Here is a 25,193-nt window from a genome sequence, read left to right as displayed (position 1 = left end):
TAGTCCCCGGAATGCGGCAACGGATCTCCGGGCAGATCATCGGTGAGCGAGACGGGAACCAACGAGGAGGACCGATGTTCCAGGCCCAGGCCGGTACGGCGACCAAGGCGACGATCCGGCGGCAGGTCACCGTGCCGCTGCGCTTCCCGGACGGCTACGCCACGACCGCGCGGGTGATGACCTTCGACGGGCTTGCCGACGGCAAGGAGCACCTCGCGCTCGGCCTCGGCGACTGGCAACGGGCCCTGACCAAGTCGGCGGCCGGCGGCCGGGCGCCACTGGTCCGCCCGCACAGCGAGTGCCTCACCGGGGACGTCTTCGGCAGTCAGCGCTGCGACTGCGGTCCGCAGCTGCGCGAGGCGGTCGAGCGGATCGCCGACCAGGGCGGATTCCTGCTCTACCTGCGCCAGGAGGGCCGGGGCATCGGTCTCTACGCCAAGCTGGACGCGTACGCGCTGCAGGACGACGGTCTGGACACCTACGAGGCGAACGTGGCGCTGGGCCGCGGCGAGGACGAACGCGACTACACCGCGGCCGCGCAGATGCTGCTCGCGCTCGGTGTCGACCGGGTCCGGCTGCTCAGCAACAACCCCGACAAGGCCGTCCAGCTGACCGGTCTGGGCATCGACGTCACCCAGCGGATCCCGACCGGGGTGCACCTGTCCGCCGCGAACGTGCGCTACCTGAGCGTCAAGGCGACGCACACCGCGCACACGATCGACCTGCCCCTGGCCGAGTGACCTCGGGTTCCGTCTGGCGCCCTGTCCCACCACGATGAGATGGTGACGGGCGTGGACCTTCCAGGAGCGGACGAGCTGGACGCGATGGTGTCCGCGGTTGATCAGCTGCCGTTCATCGTCGCGGTGTGCGAGGGACCGGATCTTCTGATGGTCGCCGCCAACGCCGCGACCCGTGCGGTGCTGCCCGGCCGGGAGATCATCGGCCGGCCGATCCGCGACGTGCTCAGCGACCTGGCCGGCCAGCAGTGGGTCGACGCCTACTACGAGGTGTACCGGACCGGGGAGCCGATCACCGGGCGGCAGTGGCGGGCCCACCTGCAGCAGCCCGACGGGTCGGTGCTGGAGATGTTCGCGACCTTCACCATCGTGCCGTGGCTCGACGCCGCCGGTAACCGGCGTGGGGTGATCGGCGCCGGCTTCGACGTGACCGAACTTGCCCGCACCCGGCAGGCCGCCGAGGCGGAGGCCGACCGGCTGCGCCGCCGCTACGAGCAGAGCCGCGACGTGATCACGGCGCTGCAGCGGGAACTGCTGCCGTCCGGGCTGCCGGTGCTGCCCGGCCTGCAGGTGGCGGCGAGCTACCTGCTGGCCGAGACGGACACCGCCGCCGGTGGGGACTGGTTCGACGCGGTGTCCGGGCCGGACGGCCGGGTCGGGCTGGTCGTCGGGGACGTGGTCGGGCACGGCGTCACCGCCTCCGGAGTGATGGGCCAGCTGCGCGCGGTGCTGCAGGAACGGCTCGACGCGGGTGCGGACATCGGGCAGGCCCTGGCGGCCGCGGACCGGCTGGCGGGACGGGTGCGTGCCGCGCACGCGGCGACAGTCTGCCTGGTCCTGCTCGATCCGGGGACGGGCGAGTTCGCGTACTGCACGGCCGGGCACCCGGCGCCGCTGCTCGTCGCCGCCGACGGCCGGGCCCGCTACCTGCCGGGCAGCGGTGGCGTCCCGCTCGGCACCGGCGGGCACTTCCCGGTGCGGACCGGGCGGCTGGAAACCGGGGATCTGCTGCTGCTCTACAGCGACGGGATCCTGGAGCGGCCGGCCGTCAGCATCGACGGCGCGACCGGCAGCGCGACCGAGCTGGCCCAGGTGGCGGCGGCCGCGGCGGCCGGGCGCGCGCTGCACGATCCGAACGCGACGGCCGTCGAGCGGGTCTGCACGCAGGCCGTGGAGCTGCTGGTCCGCACCGGAGGGCAGGCGGACGACATCACGCTTCTGGCGGCTCAGCGCGTACCGATCGCTCCGGAACTTGTTCTTGATCTGGCGGCCGAGCCGGCCGCGCTGCGCGGCGCCCGCGCGGAGCTGGGTGCCTGGCTGGGCCTGGTGGGCGCGGCCGAGCACGACGTCTTCGTGCTGCAGCACGCGGTGGGCGAGCTGGCCACCAACGCGATCGAGCACGCCTTCGGCGGCAACTTCGGCAAGGACATCATCGAGGTACGCGCGAAGCTCACCCCGTCCGGCACGGTCGAGGCGACGGTGACCGACCACGGCGGCTGGCGTACGCCGGAGCGGCAACCCACCCGCGGGCGAGGACTGGCGCTCACCGCCCAGCTGGTGCAGAGCCTGCGGGTGAGCCCGGGCGCGACCGGCACCGTGGCGACGCTGCGGCACCAGCTCACCCGGCCGGCGCGGCTGCTCAGCCGCCTCGACGACACCCCGATGATCCGCCCCGCGGCCGGCACCCTGGAAATCACCGAGCTGCCCGGGGGCGACGAGGCCCGGGTCCGGCTGGAGGGGCCGATGGACGCCGCCTCCGCCGCCCAGGTCCGCCAGGAGCTGCTGCGCCGCAGCCGGGGCGGGACCGTGGCGATGACCGTGGACCTCTCCGGGGTGACCCATCTGGCCAGCGCCGGGGTGTCCGCCCTGCACCTGATCGCGGAGAGCCACACCGACGGCCGGACCGCTCTGACCCTGCAGGCCGCACCCGGCAGTCCGGCCCGGCAGATCCTCGACCTCGTCGGCCTGCCCGGGGTCACTCCATAGTTGTCGAGTTATCCACAGGCTGGAAGCCGGATGTCGGTGGGGCTCTCTACTATCGCGGGGTGACTTCGTCGGCTGACCCGCTCTCCGTGTCCAGCGCCACCGAGGCCCTCAACCGGGTCTTCGGCTACCCGACCTTCCGCGGGCAGCAGGGCGACATCGTCGAGCACGTGATCGCCGGCGGTGACGCCCTGGTGCTGATGCCAACCGGCGGCGGCAAATCGCTCTGCTACCAGATCCCCGCCCTGGTCCGGCCCGGGACGGGGGTGGTGATCTCGCCGCTGATCGCGCTCATGCAGGACCAGGTGGATGCGTTGCGCACCCTGGGCGTGCGGGCCAACTTCCTGAATTCGACGCAGGACTTCGAGGAGCGCCGCGTCGTCGAGGCGGAGTTCGTCGCCGGCGGGCTGGACCTGCTGTATGTGGCTCCGGAAGGCCTGGGGACCGCGGGTGTGCAGCGGCTGCTGGACCGGGGGAAGATCTCGCTGTTCGCCATTGATGAGGCGCACTGTGTGGCGCAGTGGGGGCACGACTTCCGGCCTGACTACCTCGGGCTGTCGATGCTGCACGAGCGGTGGCCTGATGTGCCGCGGATCGCGCTGACCGCCACGGCGACGCCGGCCACCCAGGCGGAGATCGCTACCCGGCTTCAGTTGACGGATGCTCGGCATTTCACGGCCAGTTTCGACCGGCCCAACATTCAGTACCGGATCGTCCCCAAGAGCTCGCCTTCCCGTCAGCTGCTCGAGTTGCTCCGCGCAGAACATTCCGGACATTCCGGAATTGTCTATTGCTTGTCGCGGGCGTCGGTGGAGAAGCACGCCACGTTCCTGACGGAGAACGGGATTCCTGCCCTGCCCTATCACGCCGGGCTGGACGCTCGGACGCGTGCGCTGCACCAGTCCCGGTTCCTGCGGGAGGACGGGCTGGTCATGGTGGCCACCATCGCGTTCGGGATGGGCATCGACAAGCCGGATGTGCGCTTCGTCGCCCACCTCGATCTACCCAAGTCGGTGGAGGGCTACTACCAGGAGACCGGGCGTGCCGGGCGGGACGGGCTGCCATCCACCGCCTGGTTGGCGTACGGGTTGCAGGACGTGGTCCAGCAACGCAAGATGATCGACAGCTCGGAGGGCGACCTTTCGTTCCGCCGCAACGCCGCCCAGCACCTGGACGCGATGCTGGCCCTGTGCGAGAGCGTCACCTGCCGGCGTGCGCAGTTGCTCGCCTACTTCGGCCAGGCCTTCGACCCCTCTTCCGGCGCTGCCCTTGCCAGCGCCTCGGCCTCCAGCGTTCCCCTCTCCAGCGCTTCCCCCTCCGACGCCTCCGTTGCCGCCGCCTCTCCCTCGGGCGCTTTCCCCTCCGGCGCGTCCCCTGTTGGCGCCTCTCCCTCCGGTGCTTTCCCCTCCGGCGCGTCCGCTGATGGCGCCTCTCCCTCCGGTGCTTTCCCCTCCGGCGCGTCCCCTGTTGGCGCCTCTCCCTCCGGTGCTTCCTCTGACGGCGCCGGCTGCGGGAATTGCGACACCTGCCTGAACCCGCCGGAGTCCTGGGACGGCACCGTGCCCGCGCAGAAACTGCTCTCCACGGTCTTCCGTCTGCAGAAGGAACGCGGCCAGAAATTCGGCGCCGGCCAGTCGATCGACATCCTGCTCGGCAAGCGCACCGACAAGGTGAGCCGCTTCCGCCACGACGAGCTCAAGGTCTTCGGCATCGGCGCCGACCTACGCGAGTCCGAGTGGCGCGGCGTGGTCCGGCAGCTGCTGGCCGGCGGCTTCCTGGCGGTAGAGGGCGAGTACAGCACGATCGCCCTGACCGAACGCAGCGCCGAGGTCCTGCGCGGTGAACGCAAACTGATGATGCGCCGCGAGACCGCCCCACCCCGCCCCAGCCGCACATCCTCCCGCCAGTCCACATCCGCGCGCGCAGCCGCCCCCGCCGACCTGCCCGCCGCCGCAGCCCCGCTGTTCGACCGCTTGCGCACATGGCGCGGCGCAACAGCAAAGGAACAGGGCGTCCCCGCCTACGTGATCTTCCACGACGCCACGCTGCGGGCGATCGCCGCGCTCGCCCCCACCACGCTGGACCAGCTGGGCACAGTAAGCGGCGTCGGCCAGAGCAAGCTGACCAAGTTCGGCACCCAGGTCCTGGAGGTAGTCGCCGGCGCCTCCACCGAGCCCAGCACATCCCCAACGCTCAGCGCACCCAGCGTTTCCTATGCACCTAGCAGCTCCCCGATGCCCAGCGCATCCTCCGCGCCCAGCACGTCCAGCACGACATCCGCGCACAGGACGTCCAGCGCGCCCCCCGCGCCCAGCATGTCCAGCGCGGCCTCCGCGCCCGGCATGTCCAGCGCGGCCTCCGCGCCCGGCGTGCCATTCGCGCGAGGCGCGTCCCCCGGGCCAGGGGCAACAGCTGCACCCACCGCGCGCGGGCCCTTCACCGCCGAGCCCGACGCCGAATTCTTCCCGCCCGAGCCCGACGACCCCGAGTACTTCCCACCCGAACCGGACTACTACGACGAGTAATCCCCGCGGCGCTGGGCTAGAGCGGGCTCCGGCCCAGCGCTGTCTCCGTGGCAGTGCCGGGCCGAAGCCCGCCAGCCACGCTGCCCGCCCGGCAGCACCGGGCCCGCGCCCGCCAGCCACGCTGCCCGCCCGGCAGCACCGGGCCCGCGCCCGCCAGCCACGCTGCCCGCCCGGCAGCACCGGGCCCGCGCCCGCCAGCCACGCTGTCCGCCTGGGGGCAGCGCCGCCCCAGAACCATCAGCCACAGCCCTGGCTGGCTGCGCCGGGCCGGGCCGGGTCCGGGCCCATGAGCCACGCCGTCTACCTGGCAACCCGGGCCCGAACCCATCGACGACGCCGCGCGGATGGCAGCGGCGGGCCGGAGCACGTCAGCCTTCGCGGATCGCTTCGCCGGCGATTTCGATGCGGATCTTCTTGCCGACCAGGACGCCGCCGCTCTCCAGCATGACGTTCCAGAGCAGGCCGTAGTCCTCCCGGTCCAGTTCGGCGGTTGCGCTGAAGCCGAAGATCTCCCGCTCGTACGGATCCTTGCGGGCCCCACCGAACTCCATCTGCATGTCGATGGGCCGGGTCACATCCTTGACCTTCAGCACTCCCTTGACCACGAACCGGCCCGAAGCCCGGGTCGCCGCCGGCGGCAGGTCGGCGATCGTGCCCCGCCGCCCGAGCGGGTTGTTGCGCAGCCGGGCCCAGTGGAAAATCGGGTCGTTCTCGGCCTCCCAGACGATGCCGGTGCTCCGGTACTCCAGCGTGGGATAGCGCCCCACGTCGAGGAAGTCCGGGCTGGACAGGTGCGCGTCCCGCTCCGGGTTGTGCGTGTTGATGCTGTCCGCGCGAATCGTCGCGCTGATCGACGACTGCAGCGGATCCGCGGCCACCACCATGGTCGCGCTTCCCTTGGCGAATTCACCGCGAATCGGGCTGACCATCATATGTTGCGCCACAAATCCAATGCGTTTGTGCGCTTCGTCCAATGTGTAAACGCCTGGATCCGGAATGATCAGGCCGTTCCACTCCCGGACCGGCCGGTCGACCTTCACGTAGTCCTCCCCCTCGGCACCATCGCGGCCAAACAGCGGCGCACGAGCCCCCCGGCTCGCCTGATGCTGGATTCGCGGAGATTCTAGGCTCCCCGTTGATCACGCTGTGACCCCAAGGAATGCAATACGTGTCGGCCACCACAGTTGACCCCATGTCCATGATCGGCGATTGCATCCCTTTTACGCCGACCGACAGACGCCCCGTTCACCCGTCCCGAACAGCGCGAACGCCGATACCTAAACGGTCGTTAGCGATGCACGCGTCATAATTTGGAAACACCTGTCGGAACGTCGACACGGCCCACCCGGTGCCACGCCAAATACGCAGAGTAACCACGGCATACAACGCAGCCGCGTGAAGCAATGCCGCCACAATTGCCTCCGGCCGCACGAGTGGGCCGCACGAGTGGGCCGCACGAGTGGGCCGCACGAGTGGGCCGCACGAGTGGGCCGCACGAGTGGGCCGCACGAGTGGGCCGCACGAGTGGGCCGCACGAGTGGCATACAGCACAGGACCGCGTTGCCACATCGTCCGGCCCGGCAGGTAACCGATCGCGGTATGCAGACCGCTCAGCGGATGGCAGCCGAAATCACCTCAATTCGGCGACGGACCGGACTGATCCTCGATGCGCCCACATTCCCAGGCCGGGGCACGACAAAGCGCAACAAGCAGCGTGACCGGAATGTCAGCCTGAAGGTGGTGGATCCTGAGCAGCGCGGCGCGGTGCCAACACCACCAGGCCATTCAGCGCATCACTACGCCTGGCCGATGTTGACCATCCAAGGCACGCCGAAACGGTCCACCAACTGGCCGAACTCGTCGCCCCACATCTGTTTCTCCAAGGGCACGCCGATCGTGGCGCCCTCGGCCAGCTTCTCCCAGATCTCGCGAAGGCCATCGCCACTGTCGCCGCTGAGGCTGACGGTCATCGAGTTTCCCGGCTGGAACTCCATGCCGGGTGGGCAGTCCGAACCCATCAGAGTGTTCCCGTCAGCCGCAGTGAGCTGACCGTGCATGACCTTGTCCTTGATGCCCGGGTCAGGCGTGCCGACATCACCGAAGGTGTTGATCGTCAGCTCGCCGCCAAGGACCGAGCGGTAGAACTCCAGAGCCTCACGCGCATTGCCGTTGAAGGTCAGGTAGGGGTTGAGCCGGGACGTCATGACAGCTCCTTTGCCGAAGGACGACTCTCCTTCGCACGCTAGTCCCACCCACCGACAGAATCCGCTGGTTCGGCCCGCCAATACCCGGTCGGGGACCGGCCACAGTGGCGCCACGCCGGTAGCATTCGCGACGGACAAGCAGCACAGCGGCAGGGCAAGCACCCGACAAGAGCACAGGCCACCAGCACAAACCGGTGATACGGGAACGCTAGGGGGGCGCATGGGGGCCACCGGCTTCGAGGATCTCGTCGACCGGCCGTGGCTGGCGGCCGCCGTCGAACGATCCGTCGCCACCTGCTCGATCACCCTGCTCAGCGGCGACCCGGGTACCGGCCGGTCCACCCTGCTCGCCGCCCTGGCCCGGGATCACCCCGATTGGCTGCATTTCTTCGTCCGCACCGACAGCCTCACCTCGCTCGCCGAGGCCGATCCCACCGGTTTCCTGCTCACCGTCGGCCACCAGCTGGCCCGGAGCCGGCCCGCATTGTTCGATCCGCACGGCGACTCCCCCTTCGACCGAACCGCGCAGACCGGGGTCGCGGCCGGTCGCCCGTACCTCGATCCCCGCCTTCTCTCCCCCGAAACCCTCCTGGAACTCGCCCTGCGAACGCCGGCGTCGCGGCTGACGGCCGCGGATCCGCACGCCACGATCGTGATACTCGTCGATCCCCCGGCCCATCCGCACGACGAACTCACCGACTGGCTGCTCCACCTGCCCCCGCTGCCGGGCAACGTCCGCCTCGTGCTGGCCACGCGCCCGGGCACGCCCCGCCCGGCACGGCGAGACCAGGCAGAAGTGCCAATTCAAAAGCCGCCGGGGTACGCGCGAAGCACCCTCACACCCGACGATTTCCCGTACGCTCAGGCCCGGCTACTCACTGCCTGCACAGACAGCGATCGATCGGTGCTGGGCCTGCTCACCGTGGCCCGCGCACCGCTCTCCCCCGCTGATCTCGCCCGGCTGGCCGGCCACCCGATCGACGTCGCCGCGATCCGCCGCCTGGAACCGCTGGTCCGCGAGCGGGACGGCCGGTTCACACTGACCCACAGCTCGCTCGGCGAGTTCCTGACCGCGCCGGAGACACACGCCGCGCACCCGGACCGGGCGATCGATCCGGTCGAGTGGCATCGCCGCCTGGTCCGGTCCTGCCTGGGCGACAACGACCCGGCCACGGTCGACTGGTCTGCCGCCGGCGACTACGAGCTGGTCCACCTAGCCGATCACCTGGTCGCGGCAGGCGAGGCCCGGCGGCTGCCCCAGCTGGTCTGCCCAGGGTTGCGGCGGGCGGTGCGCTCGCGGTTCGGTCACGACCTGTGGTTCGCGCGCGTAGTCGACCGGGCGCTGGCGGAGATCCTCGGCGAGAAGGAGGAGTTGGCCTCCGCACTGCCGGCCGTGCTCCGTCTCAGCGTGGTCCGTGCCGAGCTGGCCCGGGCCGCCGGCACCTCGTACGCTCCCGCGGTGCTCGGCCTCGCCGCCCGCCTGGGCCGCGCCGACGAGACATGGGGGCACGCCTGGGCAATGCCACCGTCGGCCCGGCGGATCGCCGGCCTTACCGAGATCCTCCGGTACGCCGAACGCCCCGACCACCTGGAACTCCTGGTAGAGCAGGCGACCGCACTCAACGACAGCACCGCTTTGCGGGACGCAGCCGTGGCCCTCGCTCGCCACGACCTGCCCCGCGCGCTGGCCCTCTGGGAACGAGCCGGGCCTGAGCTCCCACCCGACCCGGTGTATCGGGCGGCCGCCGACCCGGCTCTCTTCGCCCGGATGGCTGCCGGCCGGACCGCCGCATGCTTGGACGCCGCCGAAGACAACGCCGCGGAAAACGATGCGCAGGTCAGCGCCGCGCAGGCTAGCGCCGCGCAAACCCACGCCGGGCAAGCCGACGCCGCGGAGGGCACCGCGCAAACCAACGCTGCGCAGGCCAACGCCGCGCCCGCCGCGGAAGGCGATGCTGCCGCCGGGAACACTTCCTCGGGCCAGGCTTTGCTGCTGTTGCACGCCCAGTCCGGGTTGGAACTGCTCGACGCCCGGGATCGGGTGGTGGCGCTCGCCCGGCTGGCCCGCCTGGACCCGGCGGGCGTCGTCCGCTACCTGCCGGCGCTGCGCCGCGACGCCGTCCTCCTGGACGCCGAAGGCCACCGCCCGGACGCCCGCGGTCTGGCCGAAGCCGCGGGCTTGCTGGCCGGCATCGACGATTCCTTGGCCGAGTCCCTGCTGTCCCGCTGCGCCCGGGCCGAGCCGGAACGCGCCCGCGCGCTGATCGCCCTGGGCCACCGAAAGCAGGCCCGCCTGGTGCTGGCGGTGGGATTGACCGAGGCATCCAGCCCGGAAGAACGGCTGCGCATAGCCGAGGTCCTGGAACTGATCGACCCCCAGCGTGCCGCCGAACTCATCGACGAACTGGCTCGCGAGGCCGAATCAAGCCCACCCAGACCAGGCCGCGAAGCCGGTGCCGTGCCAACCCAGCGGGGCGTCGCCTCAGCTGATCGAGAAGATCGCTCGGCCCAACGCAGCACCGTCTCGGCCGACCGCGAAGCCGCAGGCAGCGAAGTCGTAACCGGACGCGAGTCCATGATCAGCGGCGGACACCGGGCCGGGCGTGAGGCTGGGCGCCTGCATGGCTCGGTGCGGAAGGATTCGCAGCGACGGCCGGTTCGGGCTGGGCTGGTTGCCTATCTGGCCGGGCGGGATCCGGAGCGCGCCGCAGCTCTCGCCCGCTGCGCGCCGCGCATGGAAGACCGGACGGCGCTTCTGGCGGCGCTCGGCCACCAGCACCTCGATGAGGGCCGTGCCGAGCTTGCGGAGGAGATTCTCGGCGAGCTGCTGGTGCAGGCGGCCCACTGCGAACCGCTACGCGATCCGGAACCCGGCCCGCGCGAACCGTTCCCGGGGCAGGCTGCTGGACGAACGGTTGGACAGCCCGGCAGCCGGCCTTCCGGAGATCACCGGTCCTACCTGGCCGATGTGCAGACGCAGTGGGCCGACCGGCTGCGTCGCCGCCTCCACACCGGCCCGGCCGAGGTGATGCGCGCCCTGTCGCCGGGCCCGTCTTCGGCCGGCAGCCCTCACTCGCTGGCCCGCACATTGCGTGCCTTCATCATCGAGCTGACCAGAGACGCCGAGCCGACCAAGAACGCCGAGCCGACCAAGAACGCCGAACCGGCCAAGGTCGCTGAGCCAACCCGAAGCGATGAGCTGGCCAGGAGCGCTAAGCCAGCCAAGCACGCCGAGCCTAGGACTGCCGAGCTAGGCGACGCTCAGCCAGCCGGGAACGCTGAGCCGACCGGAAGCGCGACTCGGAACGCTGGGCTGGCCGGAGGTGGGGAGCCTATACAGAGCAATGGGTCGCGGCGGGAGGGCCGGGCGGCCGGCACGGAGCGGGCGGTGGCCGGGGAGCTGGCGGGGCTGATCGAGGATCACGGTGAGGCGGCGGTTGCGCAGGCTGCGCTGGTGGCGGCTGCGATTCGGAGGCGGGATCTGGACGGTGAGGCGTTCGCTTGGCGGCAGCTTCGCAACCTGATCGTGCGGATGCCGCGCGGGGCCTGGCCGGCCGGGAGTGCCGAGGAGCGTAGCCGCCTGGACCGCAGCTACCTCGCCTTTCTGCGGCCGGATTACCGGGCTCGGTTCGAGACTGCGATCGGCGTGCTGCCGTACCAGCCGGATCTCGGGTCGGCGCTGCTCACCGATCTTCCGGCGTTGAGCATGGTGTTTCAGCTGGCGTTCGGGTGTGATGCGTCGACCCGGTACACCGGGCAGCGTCTCGCCGGGCGCCGGCCGGATCCGGAGGCGGCCCAGGTGCATGAGAGCTTGCGCCGGCAGCCGCCGGGGGCTCTGCCGGATCCGGTGCTGGGTGCGGTGGTGACCGCTACCGTCTCGGCCAACGAGCAGACGCTCGGTGGTGCCCCGCTGCGCGTGGAGGATCCGGTCTACCGGCTGTATGCGCAGGCCACCGCGCGTGCCCGGCGGGCCGGTCTGCCCGGTGCGGGGGCCGGCGAGGCGGTGCGGGCGGGGGCGCTCGATGTTGAGCGGCTTCCGGCGTACGCGGAGATTGTCCGCCGCAATGCCTGCGGCCCGGTGGTGGCCGCTCTGGCTGACCAGGTGTTTTCCGCGGCCGCGGGCCGCAGCGACGAGGCGCTGCTGATTCTGGCCGAGGCGGGGTACGGCGACCCGCGCGCCCTGCTGGCCGATGTGCTGCCGCGACTGTCCGGAATGTCCCCCGCGATGCACGACGATCTGCTGCCGGAGCTGTCCGTTCTGCTGTTCCGGCACGATCCGGCCCGCGCGCTGCGGTTCCTCAGCGACGCCGCGGTCCGCAGTTGGCCGGTCGCGGCGGCGATCCTGGAGTACGCGGCCGCCGAGCTGCTCGCCGCGGCCGGCCCCCGGATCGCCCACGATCTGCATGCCGCGGTGGTCAGCGCGATCGACTGCTGCGCCCCCGCCGACGACGCCCGCCCGGCAACGATCGACGGCACTGCCCGCGCGCCCCGCCGCCCCTGAACCAGCACCACTGCGCGCAGGGGCCGGGAATGGAAAAACCGGCACCGCCCGCGCCCGGCCGGCCGGAAAGGGAAGCCGGAACCAGCGTCGCCCGATCGATTCGGACTGCCGGCCTCGAATATCGGCACCACCTACGCCAGGCCGACCGCGAACCGAATCGGACGTGGAACGGGCGGCCCCATCCGCCGCGTGATGGACAGGGGCCGCCCGGACTTCAATGGGACCTCAGCGGTGGTCGGACCCCTCCGACTGCACTGCCGCGCGACCGGCCTCCAGGCGGGCGATCGGCACCCGGAACGGCGAGCAAGACACATAATCCAGCCCGACCTGATGGAAGAAGTGCACCGAGTCCGGGTCCCCGCCATGCTCGCCGCAAACACCCAGCTTCAGGCCGGGGCGGGCAGCCCGCCCCTCCTCCGCGGCGATCTTCACGAGCCGGCCCACACCATCGGCGTCGATGGACTCGAACGGGGAGATGCCGAAGATGCCCAGCTCGAGGTAGCGCCAGAAGAACGCGCCCTCGACGTCGTCGCGGGAGAAGCCCCAGGCCATCTGGGTGAGGTCGTTGGTGCCGAAGGAGAAGAACTCGGCGGCCTCGGCGATCTGGCCGGCGGTGAGCGCCGCCCGCGGTACCTCGATCATCGTGCCGATCAGGATTTCGACGCCCGAGTCCGCCACCGTCGACGCGATGATCTTCTCGGCTTCCGCGCGTACCGTCTCCAGCTCTTGGACCGCGCCGACCAGCGGGACCATGATCTCCGGGCGCGGGGTGCCGCCCTCGGCGGCCAGCGCGACCGCGGCTTCGGCGATGGCCCGGACCTGCATCGCGAACAGGCCGGGGATGACCAGGCCGAGCCGTACGCCACGCAGGCCCAGCATCGGGTTCTGCTCGTGCATCCGCCGGACCGCCGCAAGCAACTGCTCGTCGTGCTCGACGTGCTGCCCGTGCTCGTGCTGCACGGCGACCCGCACCGCGAGCTCCTCGAGGGACGGCAGGAACTCGTGCAGCGGCGGGTCGATCAGCCGGATGGTGACCGGCAGCCCGTTCATCTCCCGGAAGATCTCCAGGAAGTCGGCCCGCTGCAACGGCTGCAGCCGGGACAGGGCGTCGTCGCGTTCCGCGTCGGTCCGCGCCAGAATGAGCCGTTCCACCAGTTCCCGCCGGTCGCCGAGGAACATGTGCTCGGTGCGGCACAGCCCGATGCCCTGGGCGCCGAAGCGCCGGGCCCGCGCCGAGTCCACGCCGGTGTCCGCGTTGGTGCGCACCTTGAGCGCCCGCTTCTCGTCGGCGTGCGTGATGATCCGGTGCACGGCGAGGACCAGCGGGTTGTCGGTCGAGGCCGGGTCGAGTTCGCCCTCGAAGTACTGCACCACCTCGCTGGGCCGGACCGGCACCTCACCGAGGTAGACCCGCCCGGTGGTGCCGTCGATGGAGACGATGTCGCCCTCGTTGACGACCACGTTGCCGACCGCGAAGGAGGAGGGCCCGACCTCCAGTTCGTCGGCGCCGCAGACGCAGGTCTTGCCCATGCCGCGGGCCACCACGGCGGCGTGCGAGGTCTTGCCGCCACGGCTGGTCAGGATGCCCTGCGCGGCGATCATGCCGGGCAGGTCGTCCGGGTTGGTCTCCCGGCGGACCAGGATGACCTGCTTGCCCTCGGCGGCCACCTCGACGGCGCGGGCGGCGGTGAAGACCACCTCGCCGAAGGCGGCGCCCGGCGAGGCGCCGACACCGCGGGTGATGGACGACGGGTCGCCGGACAGGTCGAACCGGGGGAACATCAGCTGGGCCAGCTGGGATCCGGTGACCCGGGTGAGCGCCTCGTCGAGGTCGATCACGCCTTCGTCGACCAGTTGCGCCGCGATGGTGAAGGCGGCCGCGGCGGTGCGCTTGCCGACGCGGGTCTGCAGCATCCACAGCTTGCCGCGCTCGATGGTGAACTCGATGTCGCACAGGTCGCGGTAGTGGCCCTCGAGGGTGGCCATGATCTGCAGGAGCTCGTCGTACGACTTCTTGTCGAGGCGTTCCAGCTCGGTCAGGGACAGCGTGTTGCGGATGCCGGCGACCACGTCCTCGCCCTGCGCATTGGCCAGGTAGTCGCCGTAGATGCCCTGCTCGCCGCTGGCCGGGTCGCGGGTGAAGGCGACGCCGGTGCCGGAGTCGGAGCCGAGGTTGCCGAAGACCATGGCGACCACGTTGACGGCGGTGCCCAGGTCGGTGGGGATGCGCTCCTGCCGGCGGTAGAGGACGGCCCGGTCGGCGTTCCAGGACCGGAAGACCGCCTCGATCGCCTGGTCGAGCTGCTCGCGCGGGTCCTGCGGGAACTCGTGGCCGGTGTGCTTGACGAACACCTTCTTGTACGCGCTCACGAGCCCGCGAAGGTCCTCGGCGTCGAGCTGCACGTCGTCCTTGACGCCCTTGGCCGTCTTCGCCTTGTGCAACGCGTCCTCGAACTCCTCGCCCGGGACGTCGCACACGGTCTTGCCGAACATCTGGATGAGCCGCCGGTACGAATCCCACGCGAACCGGTCGTTGCCGCCGGCCTGCCGGGAGAGACCGGCCACGGATTCGTCGTTGAGGCCGACGTTGAGAACGGTCTCCATCATCCCGGGCATCGAGAACTTCGCACCCGATCGGACCGAGACGAGCAATGGGTCGGCCGGGTCGCCGAGCCTGCGGCCCATGTCGCGTTCGAGCGTGGCCAGGTGCTCGTCGACCTCCGCCGACAGCCCTTCGACGTGCGAACCGACGCGCAGGTATTGCTGGCACGCCTCGGTCGTGATGGTGAAGCCGGGAGGCACAGGCAGGCCCAGGTTCGTCATCTCCGCGAGATTGGCGCCCTTGCCACCCAGCAGATCTTTGAGGTCCTTGTTTCCCTCGTGGAAGTCGTAGACGAACTTCATGCCGCACACACCTCCGGTTACGAATCCGCGGGCAGACAGGTTTCCTGCCCCGGGATTCGTAAGGCTAAGCACGACTGCGGTGAATAGTTAACAGTCCGGTGGGGTTTTCCACACCCCTACGGAAGTCCCTGTTCAGATCACGCTCTCTGCGCGCAGAACCGCGCACGGAAGCGGAACACGGGGAAGTCAGATGCTGAACAGTCGGACATCACCGGGACGGCCGAGTCCCCATCGGACGGTCGGGGGAAAGTGTCCCGGTCCGCGGACTGTGCCGGGAAAAGAAGGGCGCCGCTGCGAATTCCACGGGGGAAGAACTCGCAACGGCGCAGAGCGAACAATAGACGAAGCTGGACCGGCTGTCTATCCCACCCGTTGCACGACGGTGCCCAGCAGACGCTGCCAGTCGTTCTCGAAGCCGGGGGACGCGCTGGCGTTGTCCAGGCGGTAGAGCGCGTAGGTGTCGACCAGCACGACGTTGCGGCTGTTCAGCACGGCGACCGCGGTGTCGGCGGTGCCGGGGTGCGCGGCCTCGTAGAGCTTGTGCCGGACGATCACGAACCCGGACCAGCCGCCCTCGTCGAGTTTCCGCACCTCGACGGTCTCGGTGTACGCCGGCTCGTTGCGGTCCGCGGTGACGGTCGCCGGCACCGAGACCGACGCCTGGCACTTGTCGGCCACCGCCTGCAGCAGCGCCTGACCAGCCTTGGCGGCGTCCTCGTCCGGATAGACCAGGGCGGTCTGGTGCAGCGTCTGGGCGCCCTTGCTGCCCTCGTCGGCGAAACTCGACGACACCACCTCGGCGCCCGGCGGCACCTGCGGGGCCGCATCGGTCCCGCCGCAGAAGCTCGGCAGCTGCTGCGGGTCGGAACTCTGCTGGGGGGCGCTCCAGGTGGGGCCGATCTCGGCGGCCTGCAGGAAGGCGCCGCGCATCGTGGTGACGCCGATCAGGCCGGCGTCCGGCGCCGGATCCGGCTCGTCCGAGCACCCGGCCGCCGCGGTCATCACCAGGGCAGCCGTCACCAGGGCAGAGGCGGCTCGACGGAAGGGGGCGGTCAGGACCATCCGGCCATCTTGACAGACCGTAGCGGAAACCAGAAAAGTGTCTACACCGTGTAACGACGCCGCCACCCGTCGCGCACGGCGTCGATCACCGTTAGCGTTGCAACCAGGCGGTAGGAGGTGTCGCACGATGAGCGGGATCGATGCGCTGGCGAGCCGGTTGCGGGCCGAACTGGCCCCGGACCAGGTGCTCACCGACCGGCAACAGCTGCGGACGTACGAGTGTGACGGCCTCGCCCACTACAAGGTGATCCCCGCGCTGGTCGCCCTGCCCCGGACCGCGGACCAGGTCGCCGCGGTGGTCCGCGCGTGTGCCGACGCCCGGGTGCCGTTCGTGGCCCGCGGTTCCGGCACCGGCCTGTCCGGCGGGGCGCTACCGCACGCCGACGGGGTGCTGATCGTGACCTCCCAGCTGCGGGACATCGTCGAGCTGCGCCCCGAGGACGAGCGGGCCGTCGTCCAGCCCGGCGTGATCAACCTGCACGTCACCCAGGCCGCCACCCCGCACGGCTACTACTACGCGCCGGACCCGTCCAGCCAGCAGATCTGCTCGATCGGCGGCAACGTGGCGGAGAACTCGGGCGGCGCGCACTGCCTCAAGTACGGGTTCACCACCAACCACGTGACCGGTCTGCGCGTGGTCACGCCGGACGGCGAGCAGGTCGACTTCGGCGGCGCCGCCCCGGACACGCCGGGCTACGACCTGCTCGGCGCGTTCGTCGGCTCGGAGGGCACGCTCGGCGTCGCCACCGAGGTCACCGTCAAGCTCACCCGGCTGCCGGAATCCGTCCGTACCCTGCTCGCCGCCTTCGCCTCCACCGACCAGGCCGGTGCCGCCACCTCGGCGATCATCGCGGCCGGGGTGGTGCCGGCCGCGATCGAGATGATGGACGTGCTCTCCATCGAGGCCGCCGAGTCCGCGGTGCGCTGCGGCTACCCGGCCGGCGCCGGCGCGGTGCTGATCGTCGAGCTGGACGGGCCCGCGGCCGAGGTGGACGCCCAGTTCGCCGAGGTGACCCGGCTCTGCGACGAGGCCGGCGCGTTCGAGACCCGGGTGGCCGCCGACGACGCCGAACGGGCGCTGATCTGGCGCGGCCGCAAGTCGGCGTTCGCCGCGGTCGGCCGGATCAGCCCGGACTACATCGTCCAGGACGGGGTGATCCCGCGGACCGCGCTGCCCGAGGTGCTGCGCCGGATCAACGAGGTGGCCGGCGAGCACGGCGTCCGGGTGGCCAACGTCTTCCACGCCGGCGACGGCAACCTGCATCCGCTCGTGCTCTTCGACGCGGCGGTGCCCGGCGAGACCGAGCGGGCCGAGACGGTCTCCGGCGCCATCCTCGACCTCTGCATCGAGCACGGCGGGTCGATCACCGGCGAGCACGGCGTCGGCGTGGACAAGGCCCGCTACATGCCGCGGATGTTCTCGGAGACCGATCTGGACACGATGCAGCTGGTCCGGTGCGCGTTCGACCCGGACGGGCTGGCCAATCCGGGCAAGGTCTTCCCCACCCCACGGCTGTGCGGGGAACGGCCGGGGCGCCGCAGCGGCGCTTTCGAGTACCAGGGCGCGGAGGTCTTCTGATGTCGCTGCTCGACGATCTCGCGGTCAAGGCCGGCGACGACGACGTGGTCGGCGGGGTGCCGGCCCGGATGGTCGCGGCGCCCACCTCCACCGAGGAGGCGGCGGCGCTGGTCGCGGCCGCGCAGGATCTCTCCGTGGTGATCCGCGGCGGCGGCACCAAGCTGCACTGGGGCAATCCGCCGCGCGAACTCGACCTGATCATCGACACCCGGCGGCTGGCCGGCGTCGTCGAGCACGCCGCCGGCGACCTGATCACCGTGGTCCGGGCCGGCACCCCGATGTCCGAGCTGCACGCCCTGCCCGGCCAGCAGCTCGCCCTGGACGCGCCGCCCGGGGCGACGGCCGGCGGCACGGTCGCGGCGAACGCCAGCGGTCCGCGCCGCCTGCGCTACGGCACGGCCCGCGACCTGCTGATCGGCATCACCGTGGTCCGGCCGGACGGCAGGATCGCCAAGGCCGGCGGCAAGGTGGTCAAGAACGTGGCCGGCTACGACCTGGGCAAGCTCTACACCGGTTCCTTCGGAACCCTCGGGCTGATCACCGAGTGCGTGTTCCGCCTGCATCCGGTCCCGGCAGCATCAGCATTCGTACGCGCGACGGCTCCCCCGGGCCACACAGCGCGGATCCTCGGCGCCCAGTTGGCGGCCACGGCGATCGAGGTCCACGCCGCGCCCGGAACCGACCCGGAGATCGCCGTGCGGCTCGAGGGCACGGCGGAAGGCGTCCGTGACCGGGCCGAGACGGTGGCCGGCCTGCTGGACGGCGGCGAGATCACCGACGAGCCGCCGCCCTGGTGGGGTGTCGCGCCGCCGGGCGACGTCACGGTCAAGCTGACCGGCGTCCTCTCCCAGGTACCGGCGCTGGTCGCCACCGCGGTCGGCGCGGGCGCCACGGTCAGCGGCTCGGCCGGCGCCGGCGTGCTCTACGCGGGTTTCCCGGCGGAGGGGTGCGACCCGCACAGCCGGGTGGAGCTGCTGCGGGCGGCCGCGGTCCGGGCGAGCGGCCACCTCGTGGTGCTGACCGCTCCGGAGGGCGTCCGCGACACCCTGGACCTGTGGGGCCCGGTGCCGGGTCTCGCGCTGATGCGCCGGGTCAAGGAGCAGTTCGACCCGGGTCACCGGTTCGCCCCGGGCCGCTTCGTGGGAGGGATCTGATGGCCGACATCGACGCCACGCACGGCACCGGCACTCCGCCGCCGGACGCTCTGCGCGCTGCCGAGCAGGCCGGCCGGCCCTCCGGAGAGCCGGCCTTCGACGGTGATCACCCGCCGCGCGCCGAACTCGTCTCGGACTGTGTACACTGCGGGTTCTGCCTGACGACCTGCCCGACCTACGTGCTGTGGGGCGAGGAGATGGACTCGCCGCGCGGCCGGATCCACCTGATCGGCCAGGGTCTCGACGGGGAACCGCTGAGCGACTCGATGGTCACCCACTTCGACCGCTGTCTCGGGTGCATGGCCTGCGTGACCGCGTGCCCGTCGGGCGTGCAGTACGACCGGCTGATCGAGGACACCCGCGCGCAGGTGGAGCGGCGGCACGAGCGGGGCGCGAAGGACCGGGCGCTGCGGGCGGCGATCTTCGCGCTCTTCCCGTACCCGAGGCGGCTCCGGCTGCTGCGGGGGCCGCTGTGGGCGTACCAGAGATCGGGTCTGCAGAAACTGATCGGCCGGACCGGCCTGCTCGAACGACTGGCACCCACCCTGGCCACGCTGGACAGTCTGGCGCCGAAGCTGCGCGGCGTGCCGCGGCCGCCGCGCCGCGTGCCGGCGCGGGGGACGCGGCGGGCGGTGGTGGGCATGCTGACCGGTTGTGTTCAGTCGGCGTTCTTCCCCGACGTCAACGCGGCGACGGTACGCGTGCTCGCCGCCGAGGGCTGCGAGGTGCTGATCCCGCCCGGACAGGGGTGTTGCGGGGCGCTGAGCGTGCACAACGGGCGCCGGGCGGAGGCGCAGCGGTTCGCCCGGAAACTGATCGACACGTTCGAGTCGACCGGGATGGATTACTTCGTGGTGAACGCGGCCGGCTGCGGTTCGTCGCTGAAGGAGTACGACGAGCTCCTCGTCGACGACCCGGCATATGCGGCGAGGGCCGCCGACTTCACCGCGCGGGTGCGTGACCTGGCCGAGCTGCTGGTGGAGCTGGGCCCGGTGGCGAAGCGGCACCCGCTGCCGGTGACCGTCGCCTACCACGACGCGTGCCACCTCGGGCACGCGCAGGGCGTCCGCGCCCAGCCGCGAGCCCTGCTGGCCGGGATCCCGGAGCTCGTCGTGCGGCCGATCGCCGAGCCGGAGATCTGCTGCGGATCGGCCGGCGTCTGGAACGTGCTCAACCCGGTCCCGGCCGCCGAGCTCGGCGACCGCAAGGCCCAGAAGGTCCTCGACACCGGCGCGGAGCTGCTGGTCACCGCGAACCCCGGCTGCCTGATGCAGGTCGCCGCCGCGGTACGCCGCCGGGGCGGCACCATCGCCCTGGCCCACACCGCCCAGGTCTTGGACGCCTCCATCCGTGACCTGGGCGGTGTGGGCCTGCTCCGGGAGCGATGACCCACCATCCGCCCCCGGCCGGGCGCGCGGAGCCGGAACCCGTTCCCACCTCCGCCTCCGCGCTGTCCCGGTGCCCGCCGAAGCCGAGTCCCGTTCCCCAACCTCGGCCTCCCGGATCCCGGGCCGCTTACGCCTCCCCGAAGAGTCAGCCGATCGCGAAGCTGGGGTGCGGCGGCTGGTTGTAGGCGGTGTTCTGCCAGGCCAGCGCGGTGCGGTTCTGGATGTCGTGGAGCAGGGTGATCGCCCGCAGGCCGGTGGTGGACGGCGTGCTGTAGATGCGCAGGCGGGTGTTGTCGGTGGTCGGCCAGATCACCTCCTCACGCCAGTCGCCGAGCAGGTCGCCGGAGAGCGACGGCGTGGCCTTCGTGCCGTTGTTGGAGTGCACGCCGACGTGCAGGGCGTCGCCGTGACCGTACGAGTCGCCCCAGCTGCTGACCGTGCCTCGCGGCGGGACGTAGTCGACGGTGGCCCGGACCGCGCCGGTCTGCCCGTTTAAGACGGTCAGGTACTCCGGTCCGTTCAGGACGTAGCCGCTGGAGTTGCGGTGGTCGGCGCTCGCGTTGCCGATCACCTGGCCGGTGCCGGAGGTGGTGCCGGCCTGCTCGACGCCGCCGATCACCGGGCGTACGGTGTACGCCTGGCCCGCCGCGGCGCCCGCGTCGAGGTGGTTGGTCAGCGAGGCGCCGGTGACGATCCGGGTCGTGCCGCGGTAGAGGTTGAACGTGACCGTAGCCGGGTCGGTCGCCAGCAGGCGCCAGCTGACCAGGTTGCCGCTGCCGGAGCGGACGCTGATCAGTCCACGGTCCAGCGTCTCGCGCTGTTTGCCGTCGGTCAGCGGCGGTGGAGGCGGCGCGGCCCCGGCCGGCGCCGCCGTCAGTGCGCCGGCCGCGAGCACCCGGGCTATTCGTCCTCTGCTGGCCATTCTCCAACCTCACATCGATGTGCGTTAATGGGAGCGCTCCCAGCGTGCGCCGTTCCCGCACGCTCGTCAAGAACGCCTCTGGAGGCATCCCATGCATCGACGAAGACTGGCCGCCCTCGGCGCCGCCAGCGCTCTCCTCGTGACCGGCGCGGTCGCCACCGCTACCAGGGCGGACGCGGCGGCCGGCTGCGCGGTGAAGTACACCGTGTCGTCCCAGTGGCCCGGCGGCTTCGGCGCGAACGTCGAAGTGACCAACCTCGGCGATCCGGTCACCGCATGGTCGCTGGTGTTCACGTTCACCGCGGGGCAGTCGATCTCCCAGCTGTGGAACGGGTCGGTCACGCAGTCCGGGTCGTCGGTCACGGTCCGCAACGCCGGCTGGAACGGGTCCCTGGGCAGCGGCGGGAAGGCTTCGTTCGGCTTCAACGGGTCGTGGACGGGGTCGAATCCGGTGCCGTCGTCGTTCGCCCTCAACGGCGTCGCCTGCACGGGAGGCGTGGTCCCCTCCTCGCCGGCGCCCTCCTCGCCTTCGCCCTCACCGTCCATCTCACCGTCCACCTCACCGTCGCCGTCGACGCCGCCCGGGGACGGACCCACCAAGATCATGGCGCTCGGTGACTCGATCACCGGTTCGCCGGGCTGCTGGCGGGCGCTGCTCTGGCAGAAGCTGCCGGCCGCCGAGGTCGACTTCGTGGGCACGCTGCCGGGACAGGGCTGCGGTTTCGCCTACGACGGCGAGAACGAGGGGCACGGCGGCTTCCTGGTGACGAACGTGGCCAACCAGAACCAGCTGGTCGGCTGGCTGTCGGCGACCGACCCGGACGTCGTGCTGATGCACTTCGGCACCAACGACGCGTGGAGCAACCTGTCGACGGCGACGATCCTGGCGGCGTACACCAGGCTGGTCGAGCAGATGCGCGCGTCCAACCCGAACATGAAGATCATCGTTGCGCAGATCATCCCGCTCGAACCGTCGACCTGCGGTGACTGCGGGCAGCGGGTGGTCAACCTGAACGCAGCGATTCCGGGCTGGGCGGCGTCGCTGAGCACGGCCGCCTCGCCGATCACCGTGGTCGACCAGTGGACCGGGTTCAACACCGCGACCGACACATACGACGGGGTGCACCCGAACGACGCCGGCAACGCGAAGATCGCGAACAAGTGGTATCCGGCGGTGGCCGCCGCGATCTCCTGAAGCCGTGCCGCGGGCGGGCAGGTCCCGTGCCCGCCCGCGGCACCCGTCACCCGACCCGCAGCTCGCCCAGCTCCGACCAGTCGTCCTGGTCGATACTCTGACTGACGATCTTCGGGGTGGCCGAGAGGTACTGCGGCAGATCCTGCTGGGCCTGCTTGAAGTGCGCCGAGCCGACGTGCGCGCCGCCGGCGTCACCGTCGCGGAACGCCTCGACCAGCACGTACTCGCGCGGGTCGTCGAGGCTGCGGGACCAGTCGAACCAGAGGCAGCCCGGTTCGGCGCGGGTCGCCTCGGTGAACGGGCCGGCGATGCGCGGCCAGTCGTCGGCATGCTCGGGCTTGATCAGGAACTTCGCGGTTATGAAGATCATCTTCGCAACCTTTCGCATCATTGGTCGGCCGGGTTCCTTCATCATGGTCCGGCACGCAGTCTGGGCACATGAGCGGCAAAGGGGCCGGATTGCTGCAATCCGTCGAGCGGGCGATGCGCGTCCTCGACCACGTCGCCGCGGCGGGCGGCCCGGTCGCCGCCAAGGACGTCGCCCGCGCGCTCGGACTCACCCTGCCGACCACCTATCACCTGCTCACCACGCTGGTCACCGGCGGCTATCTGGTCCATCTGGCCGAGGAGCGGGCGTACGCGCTGGGCCACCGGGTCGACGACCTGGCCCGGGCGCTGCACCGGCAGATCGCCGCGCCGCCCGAGGTGTGCCGGGTCGCCGCGGTGGTGCACCGGCAGGCGCACGCCGCCGCCTACTACGCCGCCCTGCGCAACGCCGAGATGATCGTCGCGCACGTCGACGAGTGCCCGGAACATCCGCGCATCCGGACCCTCGGCGTCGGCTTCCACGAGGCCCCGCACGCCACCGCGTTCGGCAAGCTGATGCTCGCCACCCTGGAGCCGGACGACCGGGAGGCGGTGCTGGACCGGACCGGCACACCGGAGATCACCCCGGCCACCGTCACCGACCGGGAACTGCTGCACCGCCAGCTCCGGCAGGTCCGCGGCACCGGCCTCGCCGTCGAGGTGAACGAGTTCCAGCCGGAGCTGAGCTGCATGGCCGCGCCGGTCAACGACGCGGCCGGCCGGTTCGTCGGCGCGGTCGCCGTGTCGATGCCCACCGCCCGGATGCGGTCCGACCGGTGGGCCGTCGAGCGGGTGGTCCGCCTCGGCGCCGTCCGGGCGAGCCGCGCCGTCGCCCTCGACAACGCGGCCCGCACCGGGCGGCTCAACGGCTGAGGCCGTAAAGGCGGCCCGCACCGGGCGGCTCAACGGCTGAGCCCGTAACCGGTCGCGCCGGCCCGGACGGCGTCGTCCCGGCCGGCGTCGTCCCGTCCCGCGCCAAGCCGTACCTCGTCTCCAGCAACCCCCGGCAGAGCGTGGCATTGCCGTCGACGCTCACCCGTACCGTCCGGGCGAAGCGCAACCACCCGGGCAGCCGGTCCGCCGGGATCCGCGCGCCCCGCTCGTCACAGAGGGCGGAATCGCTGCTCAGGCCGAGCCGCGCGCGGCGCCGGACCACCGCGGCGGTCGCGTCCGGCGCCAGGCGGGCCGCCTCCTCGAGGGTGACCTCCGGCAGCCGCTCCCCCACCAGCGGCGCGAGTGTCCTGGCCAGACGTTCCTGGGCGGCGGTGTGCGCCTTGCGGTCGAACGTCGCGCGCAGGTCGTCCAGGGCCGGATCGGCGCCGTCGGTCTCGAATCCGGTCCTGTCAAAACCGGTCACGGCCGCGTTGATCTCCTCGGCGGCGAAGTGGTCGAGCAGCACCACCTCCACCCGCCCGCCGCCGAGCGACGCCAGTTCGTCGTGCGCGTCGGCGACCATCAGCCACGCGAAGTTCGGCGCGCAGAAATACGTCGGCAGTTGCAGTTCGGCCCGGATGCGGCCGGGCTCGACGCGCAGGCTCGCGACGAAGCCGAGGTCGGTGATCGGCTGGTCCAGTTCGGGATCGCGGACCCGGCCGAGCGCTGCCCAGGCCGCCGCCGCGGCCGGGCTCATCGCGCGGCCGTTTCCGGGACCGGCCCGGAGCCGACCGCCGGACCGGTGTCCACCGGCTCGTCGGGGACGTCGAACTCGCCCGGCACCTTGATGTCGTAGAGCCGCGCCGCGTTGATCCCGAGGATCTTCTTCTTGATCGTCGGGGTCAGCGTCCCGTACTCGCCCTGCATGTCCTCCGGGATCTGGAAGTCCACGAACTTCTCGATCAGCCACTTCGGCTGCCAGATCGCGTAGTCGCTGCCGAACAGGATCCGGTTCTCGTCGAGCCAGTACAGCAGCTCGCCGATGATCTGCGCGAAGTAGCGTGGCCGGCTGTGGATGAACGGCATGGCGACCGCGAGTCCGCCGTACACGTTGGGTTCCTGCGTCGCGATCCAGCAGAAGTCCTCCAGCCGGGGCAGGCCGACGTGCTCGACGATGAACCGCAGTGAGGGGAACGCGGTGGCGGCGTCGTCCACATCGGCCACGTCGAAGGCGTCCCGGTTCATCGGGTAGACAGTCGGGCCCTTGTGCACGTGGATGTTGCGGATACCCAGCTCCTGGCACTTCTCCAGATACCGGTACGCCCACGGGTCGGAGAGCTTCCAGCCCTTGGAGTCGCCCTTCCACTCGGCGGTGTAGAGCTTCACCCCGCGCAGCTGCCAGCGTTCGTGGAGCTGCTCCAGCTTCTCCAGACCGGCCTCGCCGTCCCGCGGATCCCACCGGCCGTTGACGATGAACCGGCCGGGGTGGCGTTCGGCCAGCGCGCCGTTCTGCTCGGTGGTGTTGAAGCCGTTGACGTACCAGTCGGTCAGGTATGTCGACTGGAGGATCGCGACGTCGTCGTACCCGTTCTCGAAGAGGTCGCGGATCATCCGCTCCTCGCTGTAGCGCTCGAAGTCCTCGAGGCTCCACTTGTACTCGTCCGGCGACAGGTTCGCGTGGTAGTCGTAGAAGCACTTGATGAAGCCCTCGCCGTACCGGTTGATCTGGTTGGCCGGGCTGCCGTCCCAGAAGTGGGTGTGCGCGTCCACGACGAAGTAGTTCTGATACATCGCTCCCCC

General features: G+C 71.2%; 17 protein-coding genes. 9 read left to right on the top strand and 8 right to left on the bottom strand.

Annotation, left to right across the window (positions count from 1 at the left end):
- The first annotated feature begins 74 nt into the window (after positions 1-74).
- From OHA21_RS03185 to OHA21_RS03175, 3 genes are all read left to right on the top strand, one after another.
- A complete protein-coding gene (locus tag OHA21_RS03185) occupies positions 75-740 on the top strand; it encodes a GTP cyclohydrolase II (RefSeq protein WP_328469943.1) in 666 nt (221 codons plus the stop codon).
- Positions 741-791: 51 nt separating this feature from the next.
- Complete coding sequence (locus OHA21_RS03180) at positions 792-2,723, top strand: SpoIIE family protein phosphatase (RefSeq protein WP_328469941.1); 1,932 nt, start codon at positions 792-794, stop codon at positions 2,721-2,723.
- Between the two features lie 86 nt (positions 2,724-2,809).
- Positions 2,810-5,245: a RecQ family ATP-dependent DNA helicase gene (locus OHA21_RS03175; RefSeq protein WP_328469939.1), complete on the top strand. Its 2,436-nt coding sequence runs from the start codon at positions 2,810-2,812 to the stop codon at positions 5,243-5,245.
- 368 nt (positions 5,246-5,613) lie between these two features.
- Here the strand turns inward: OHA21_RS03175 and OHA21_RS03170 are convergent, their stop codons facing one another.
- Both OHA21_RS03170 and OHA21_RS03165 read right to left on the bottom strand, forming a co-directional pair.
- Entirely contained in the window at positions 5,614-6,285 is a 672-nt protein-coding gene (locus OHA21_RS03170; protein WP_328469937.1) for a YceI family protein, read from the bottom strand.
- A gap of 756 nt (positions 6,286-7,041) precedes the next feature.
- On the bottom strand, positions 7,042-7,449 hold the full coding sequence (locus tag OHA21_RS03165) for a VOC family protein (RefSeq protein WP_328469935.1): 408 nt from the start codon (positions 7,447-7,449) through the stop codon (positions 7,042-7,044).
- A 220-nt stretch (positions 7,450-7,669) separates the two neighbouring features.
- Here OHA21_RS03165 and OHA21_RS03160 point away from each other — a divergent pair, with 220 nt between their 5' ends.
- On the top strand, positions 7,670-11,950 hold the full coding sequence (locus OHA21_RS03160; RefSeq protein ID WP_328469934.1) for a hypothetical protein: 4,281 nt from the start codon (positions 7,670-7,672) through the stop codon (positions 11,948-11,950).
- A gap of 225 nt (positions 11,951-12,175) precedes the next feature.
- Here the strand turns inward: OHA21_RS03160 and ppdK are convergent, their stop codons facing one another.
- On the bottom strand, positions 12,176-14,854 hold the full coding sequence (gene ppdK / locus OHA21_RS03155) for a pyruvate, phosphate dikinase (RefSeq protein WP_328469933.1): 2,679 nt from the start codon (positions 14,852-14,854) through the stop codon (positions 12,176-12,178).
- Between the two features lie 360 nt (positions 14,855-15,214).
- The gene (locus OHA21_RS03150; RefSeq protein WP_328469932.1) at positions 15,215-15,916 is read right to left on the bottom strand and encodes a hypothetical protein; all 702 of its coding nucleotides are present in this window, start codon (positions 15,914-15,916) and stop codon (positions 15,215-15,217) included.
- A gap of 127 nt (positions 15,917-16,043) precedes the next feature.
- Here OHA21_RS03150 and OHA21_RS03145 point away from each other — a divergent pair, with 127 nt between their 5' ends.
- Genes OHA21_RS03145 through OHA21_RS03135 form a run of 3 tightly spaced genes read left to right on the top strand, consistent with a single transcriptional unit; the run spans position 16,044 to position 20,037 of the window.
- The gene (locus tag OHA21_RS03145; protein WP_328469931.1) at positions 16,044-17,495 is read left to right on the top strand and encodes an FAD-linked oxidase C-terminal domain-containing protein; all 1,452 of its coding nucleotides are present in this window, start codon (positions 16,044-16,046) and stop codon (positions 17,493-17,495) included.
- Positions 17,495-18,649 carry an FAD-binding oxidoreductase gene (locus OHA21_RS03140; RefSeq protein WP_328469929.1) on the top strand — a complete coding sequence of 385 codons (1,155 nt, stop codon included), beginning with the start codon at positions 17,495-17,497 and terminating at the stop codon, positions 18,647-18,649. Before OHA21_RS03145 ends, OHA21_RS03140 begins: the two co-directional genes overlap by 1 nt.
- Complete coding sequence (locus OHA21_RS03135) at positions 18,649-20,037, top strand: (Fe-S)-binding protein (protein WP_328469927.1); 1,389 nt, start codon at positions 18,649-18,651, stop codon at positions 20,035-20,037. The genes OHA21_RS03140 and OHA21_RS03135 overlap by 1 nt, the downstream gene beginning before the upstream one ends.
- 145 nt (positions 20,038-20,182) lie before the next feature.
- Here OHA21_RS03135 and OHA21_RS03130 read toward each other — a convergent pair whose 3' ends face one another.
- Positions 20,183-20,959, bottom strand: coding sequence for a rhamnogalacturonan lyase family protein (locus OHA21_RS03130; protein ID WP_328469925.1), 777 nt, complete (start codon positions 20,957-20,959; stop codon positions 20,183-20,185).
- Positions 20,960-21,050: 91 nt separating this feature from the next.
- On the opposite strand from OHA21_RS03130, the gene OHA21_RS03125 reads away from it, so the two are divergent.
- Positions 21,051-22,154, top strand: coding sequence for a cellulose binding domain-containing protein (locus OHA21_RS03125; RefSeq protein WP_328469922.1), 1,104 nt, complete (start codon positions 21,051-21,053; stop codon positions 22,152-22,154).
- A 46-nt stretch (positions 22,155-22,200) separates the two neighbouring features.
- On the opposite strand, the gene OHA21_RS03120 is transcribed toward OHA21_RS03125, so the two are convergent.
- Positions 22,201-22,524: a putative quinol monooxygenase gene (locus OHA21_RS03120; RefSeq protein ID WP_328469920.1), complete on the bottom strand. Its 324-nt coding sequence runs from the start codon at positions 22,522-22,524 to the stop codon at positions 22,201-22,203.
- A 68-nt stretch (positions 22,525-22,592) separates the two neighbouring features.
- Between OHA21_RS03120 and OHA21_RS03115 the strand changes: the two genes are divergently transcribed.
- Positions 22,593-23,393, top strand: a complete 801-nt coding sequence (locus OHA21_RS03115) for an IclR family transcriptional regulator (protein ID WP_328469918.1) — start codon at positions 22,593-22,595, stop codon at positions 23,391-23,393.
- Here the strand turns inward: OHA21_RS03115 and OHA21_RS03110 are convergent.
- Together OHA21_RS03110 and OHA21_RS03105 are read right to left on the bottom strand one after the other, a co-directional pair.
- Positions 23,383-24,150: an iron-sulfur cluster assembly protein gene (locus OHA21_RS03110; protein ID WP_328469916.1), complete on the bottom strand. Its 768-nt coding sequence runs from the start codon at positions 24,148-24,150 to the stop codon at positions 23,383-23,385. The two genes, OHA21_RS03115 and OHA21_RS03110, sit on opposite strands and share 11 nt — an antisense overlap.
- Entirely contained in the window at positions 24,147-25,184 is a 1,038-nt protein-coding gene (locus OHA21_RS03105; protein WP_328469914.1) for an amidohydrolase family protein, read from the bottom strand. The genes OHA21_RS03110 and OHA21_RS03105 overlap by 4 nt, the downstream gene beginning before the upstream one ends.
- Positions 25,185-25,193 lie beyond the last annotated feature (9 nt).

This window comes from Actinoplanes sp. NBC_00393, assembly GCF_036053395.1.
GTDB lineage: Bacteria > Actinomycetota > Actinomycetes > Mycobacteriales > Micromonosporaceae > Actinoplanes.
This window is presented reverse-complemented; position numbering and strand designations above follow the sequence as displayed.

Excerpts from the sequence above, each read along its gene's own strand:
- OHA21_RS03115 (WP_328469918.1), top strand. The coding sequence starts at position 22,593 with ATGAGCGGCAAAGGGGCCGGATTGCTGCAATCCGTCGAGCGGGCGATG.
- OHA21_RS03160 (WP_328469934.1), top strand. The coding sequence starts at position 7,670 with ATGGGGGCCACCGGCTTCGAGGATCTCGTCGACCGGCCGTGGCTGGCG.
- OHA21_RS03120 (WP_328469920.1), bottom strand. The coding sequence starts at position 22,524 with ATGATCTTCATAACCGCGAAGTTCCTGATCAAGCCCGAGCATGCCGAC.
- OHA21_RS03185 (WP_328469943.1), top strand. The coding sequence starts at position 75 with ATGTTCCAGGCCCAGGCCGGTACGGCGACCAAGGCGACGATCCGGCGG.
- OHA21_RS03140 (WP_328469929.1), top strand. The coding sequence starts at position 17,495 with ATGTCGCTGCTCGACGATCTCGCGGTCAAGGCCGGCGACGACGACGTG.
- OHA21_RS03105 (WP_328469914.1), bottom strand. The coding sequence starts at position 25,184 with ATGTATCAGAACTACTTCGTCGTGGACGCGCACACCCACTTCTGGGAC.
- OHA21_RS03150 (WP_328469932.1), bottom strand. The coding sequence starts at position 15,916 with ATGGTCCTGACCGCCCCCTTCCGTCGAGCCGCCTCTGCCCTGGTGACG.
- OHA21_RS03165 (WP_328469935.1), bottom strand. The coding sequence starts at position 7,449 with ATGACGTCCCGGCTCAACCCCTACCTGACCTTCAACGGCAATGCGCGT.
- OHA21_RS03110 (WP_328469916.1), bottom strand. The coding sequence starts at position 24,150 with ATGAGCCCGGCCGCGGCGGCGGCCTGGGCAGCGCTCGGCCGGGTCCGC.
- OHA21_RS03135 (WP_328469927.1), top strand. The coding sequence starts at position 18,649 with ATGGCCGACATCGACGCCACGCACGGCACCGGCACTCCGCCGCCGGAC.
- ppdK (WP_328469933.1), bottom strand. The coding sequence starts at position 14,854 with ATGAAGTTCGTCTACGACTTCCACGAGGGAAACAAGGACCTCAAAGAT.
- OHA21_RS03125 (WP_328469922.1), top strand. The coding sequence starts at position 21,051 with ATGCATCGACGAAGACTGGCCGCCCTCGGCGCCGCCAGCGCTCTCCTC.
- OHA21_RS03130 (WP_328469925.1), bottom strand. The coding sequence starts at position 20,959 with ATGGCCAGCAGAGGACGAATAGCCCGGGTGCTCGCGGCCGGCGCACTG.
- OHA21_RS03145 (WP_328469931.1), top strand. The coding sequence starts at position 16,044 with ATGAGCGGGATCGATGCGCTGGCGAGCCGGTTGCGGGCCGAACTGGCC.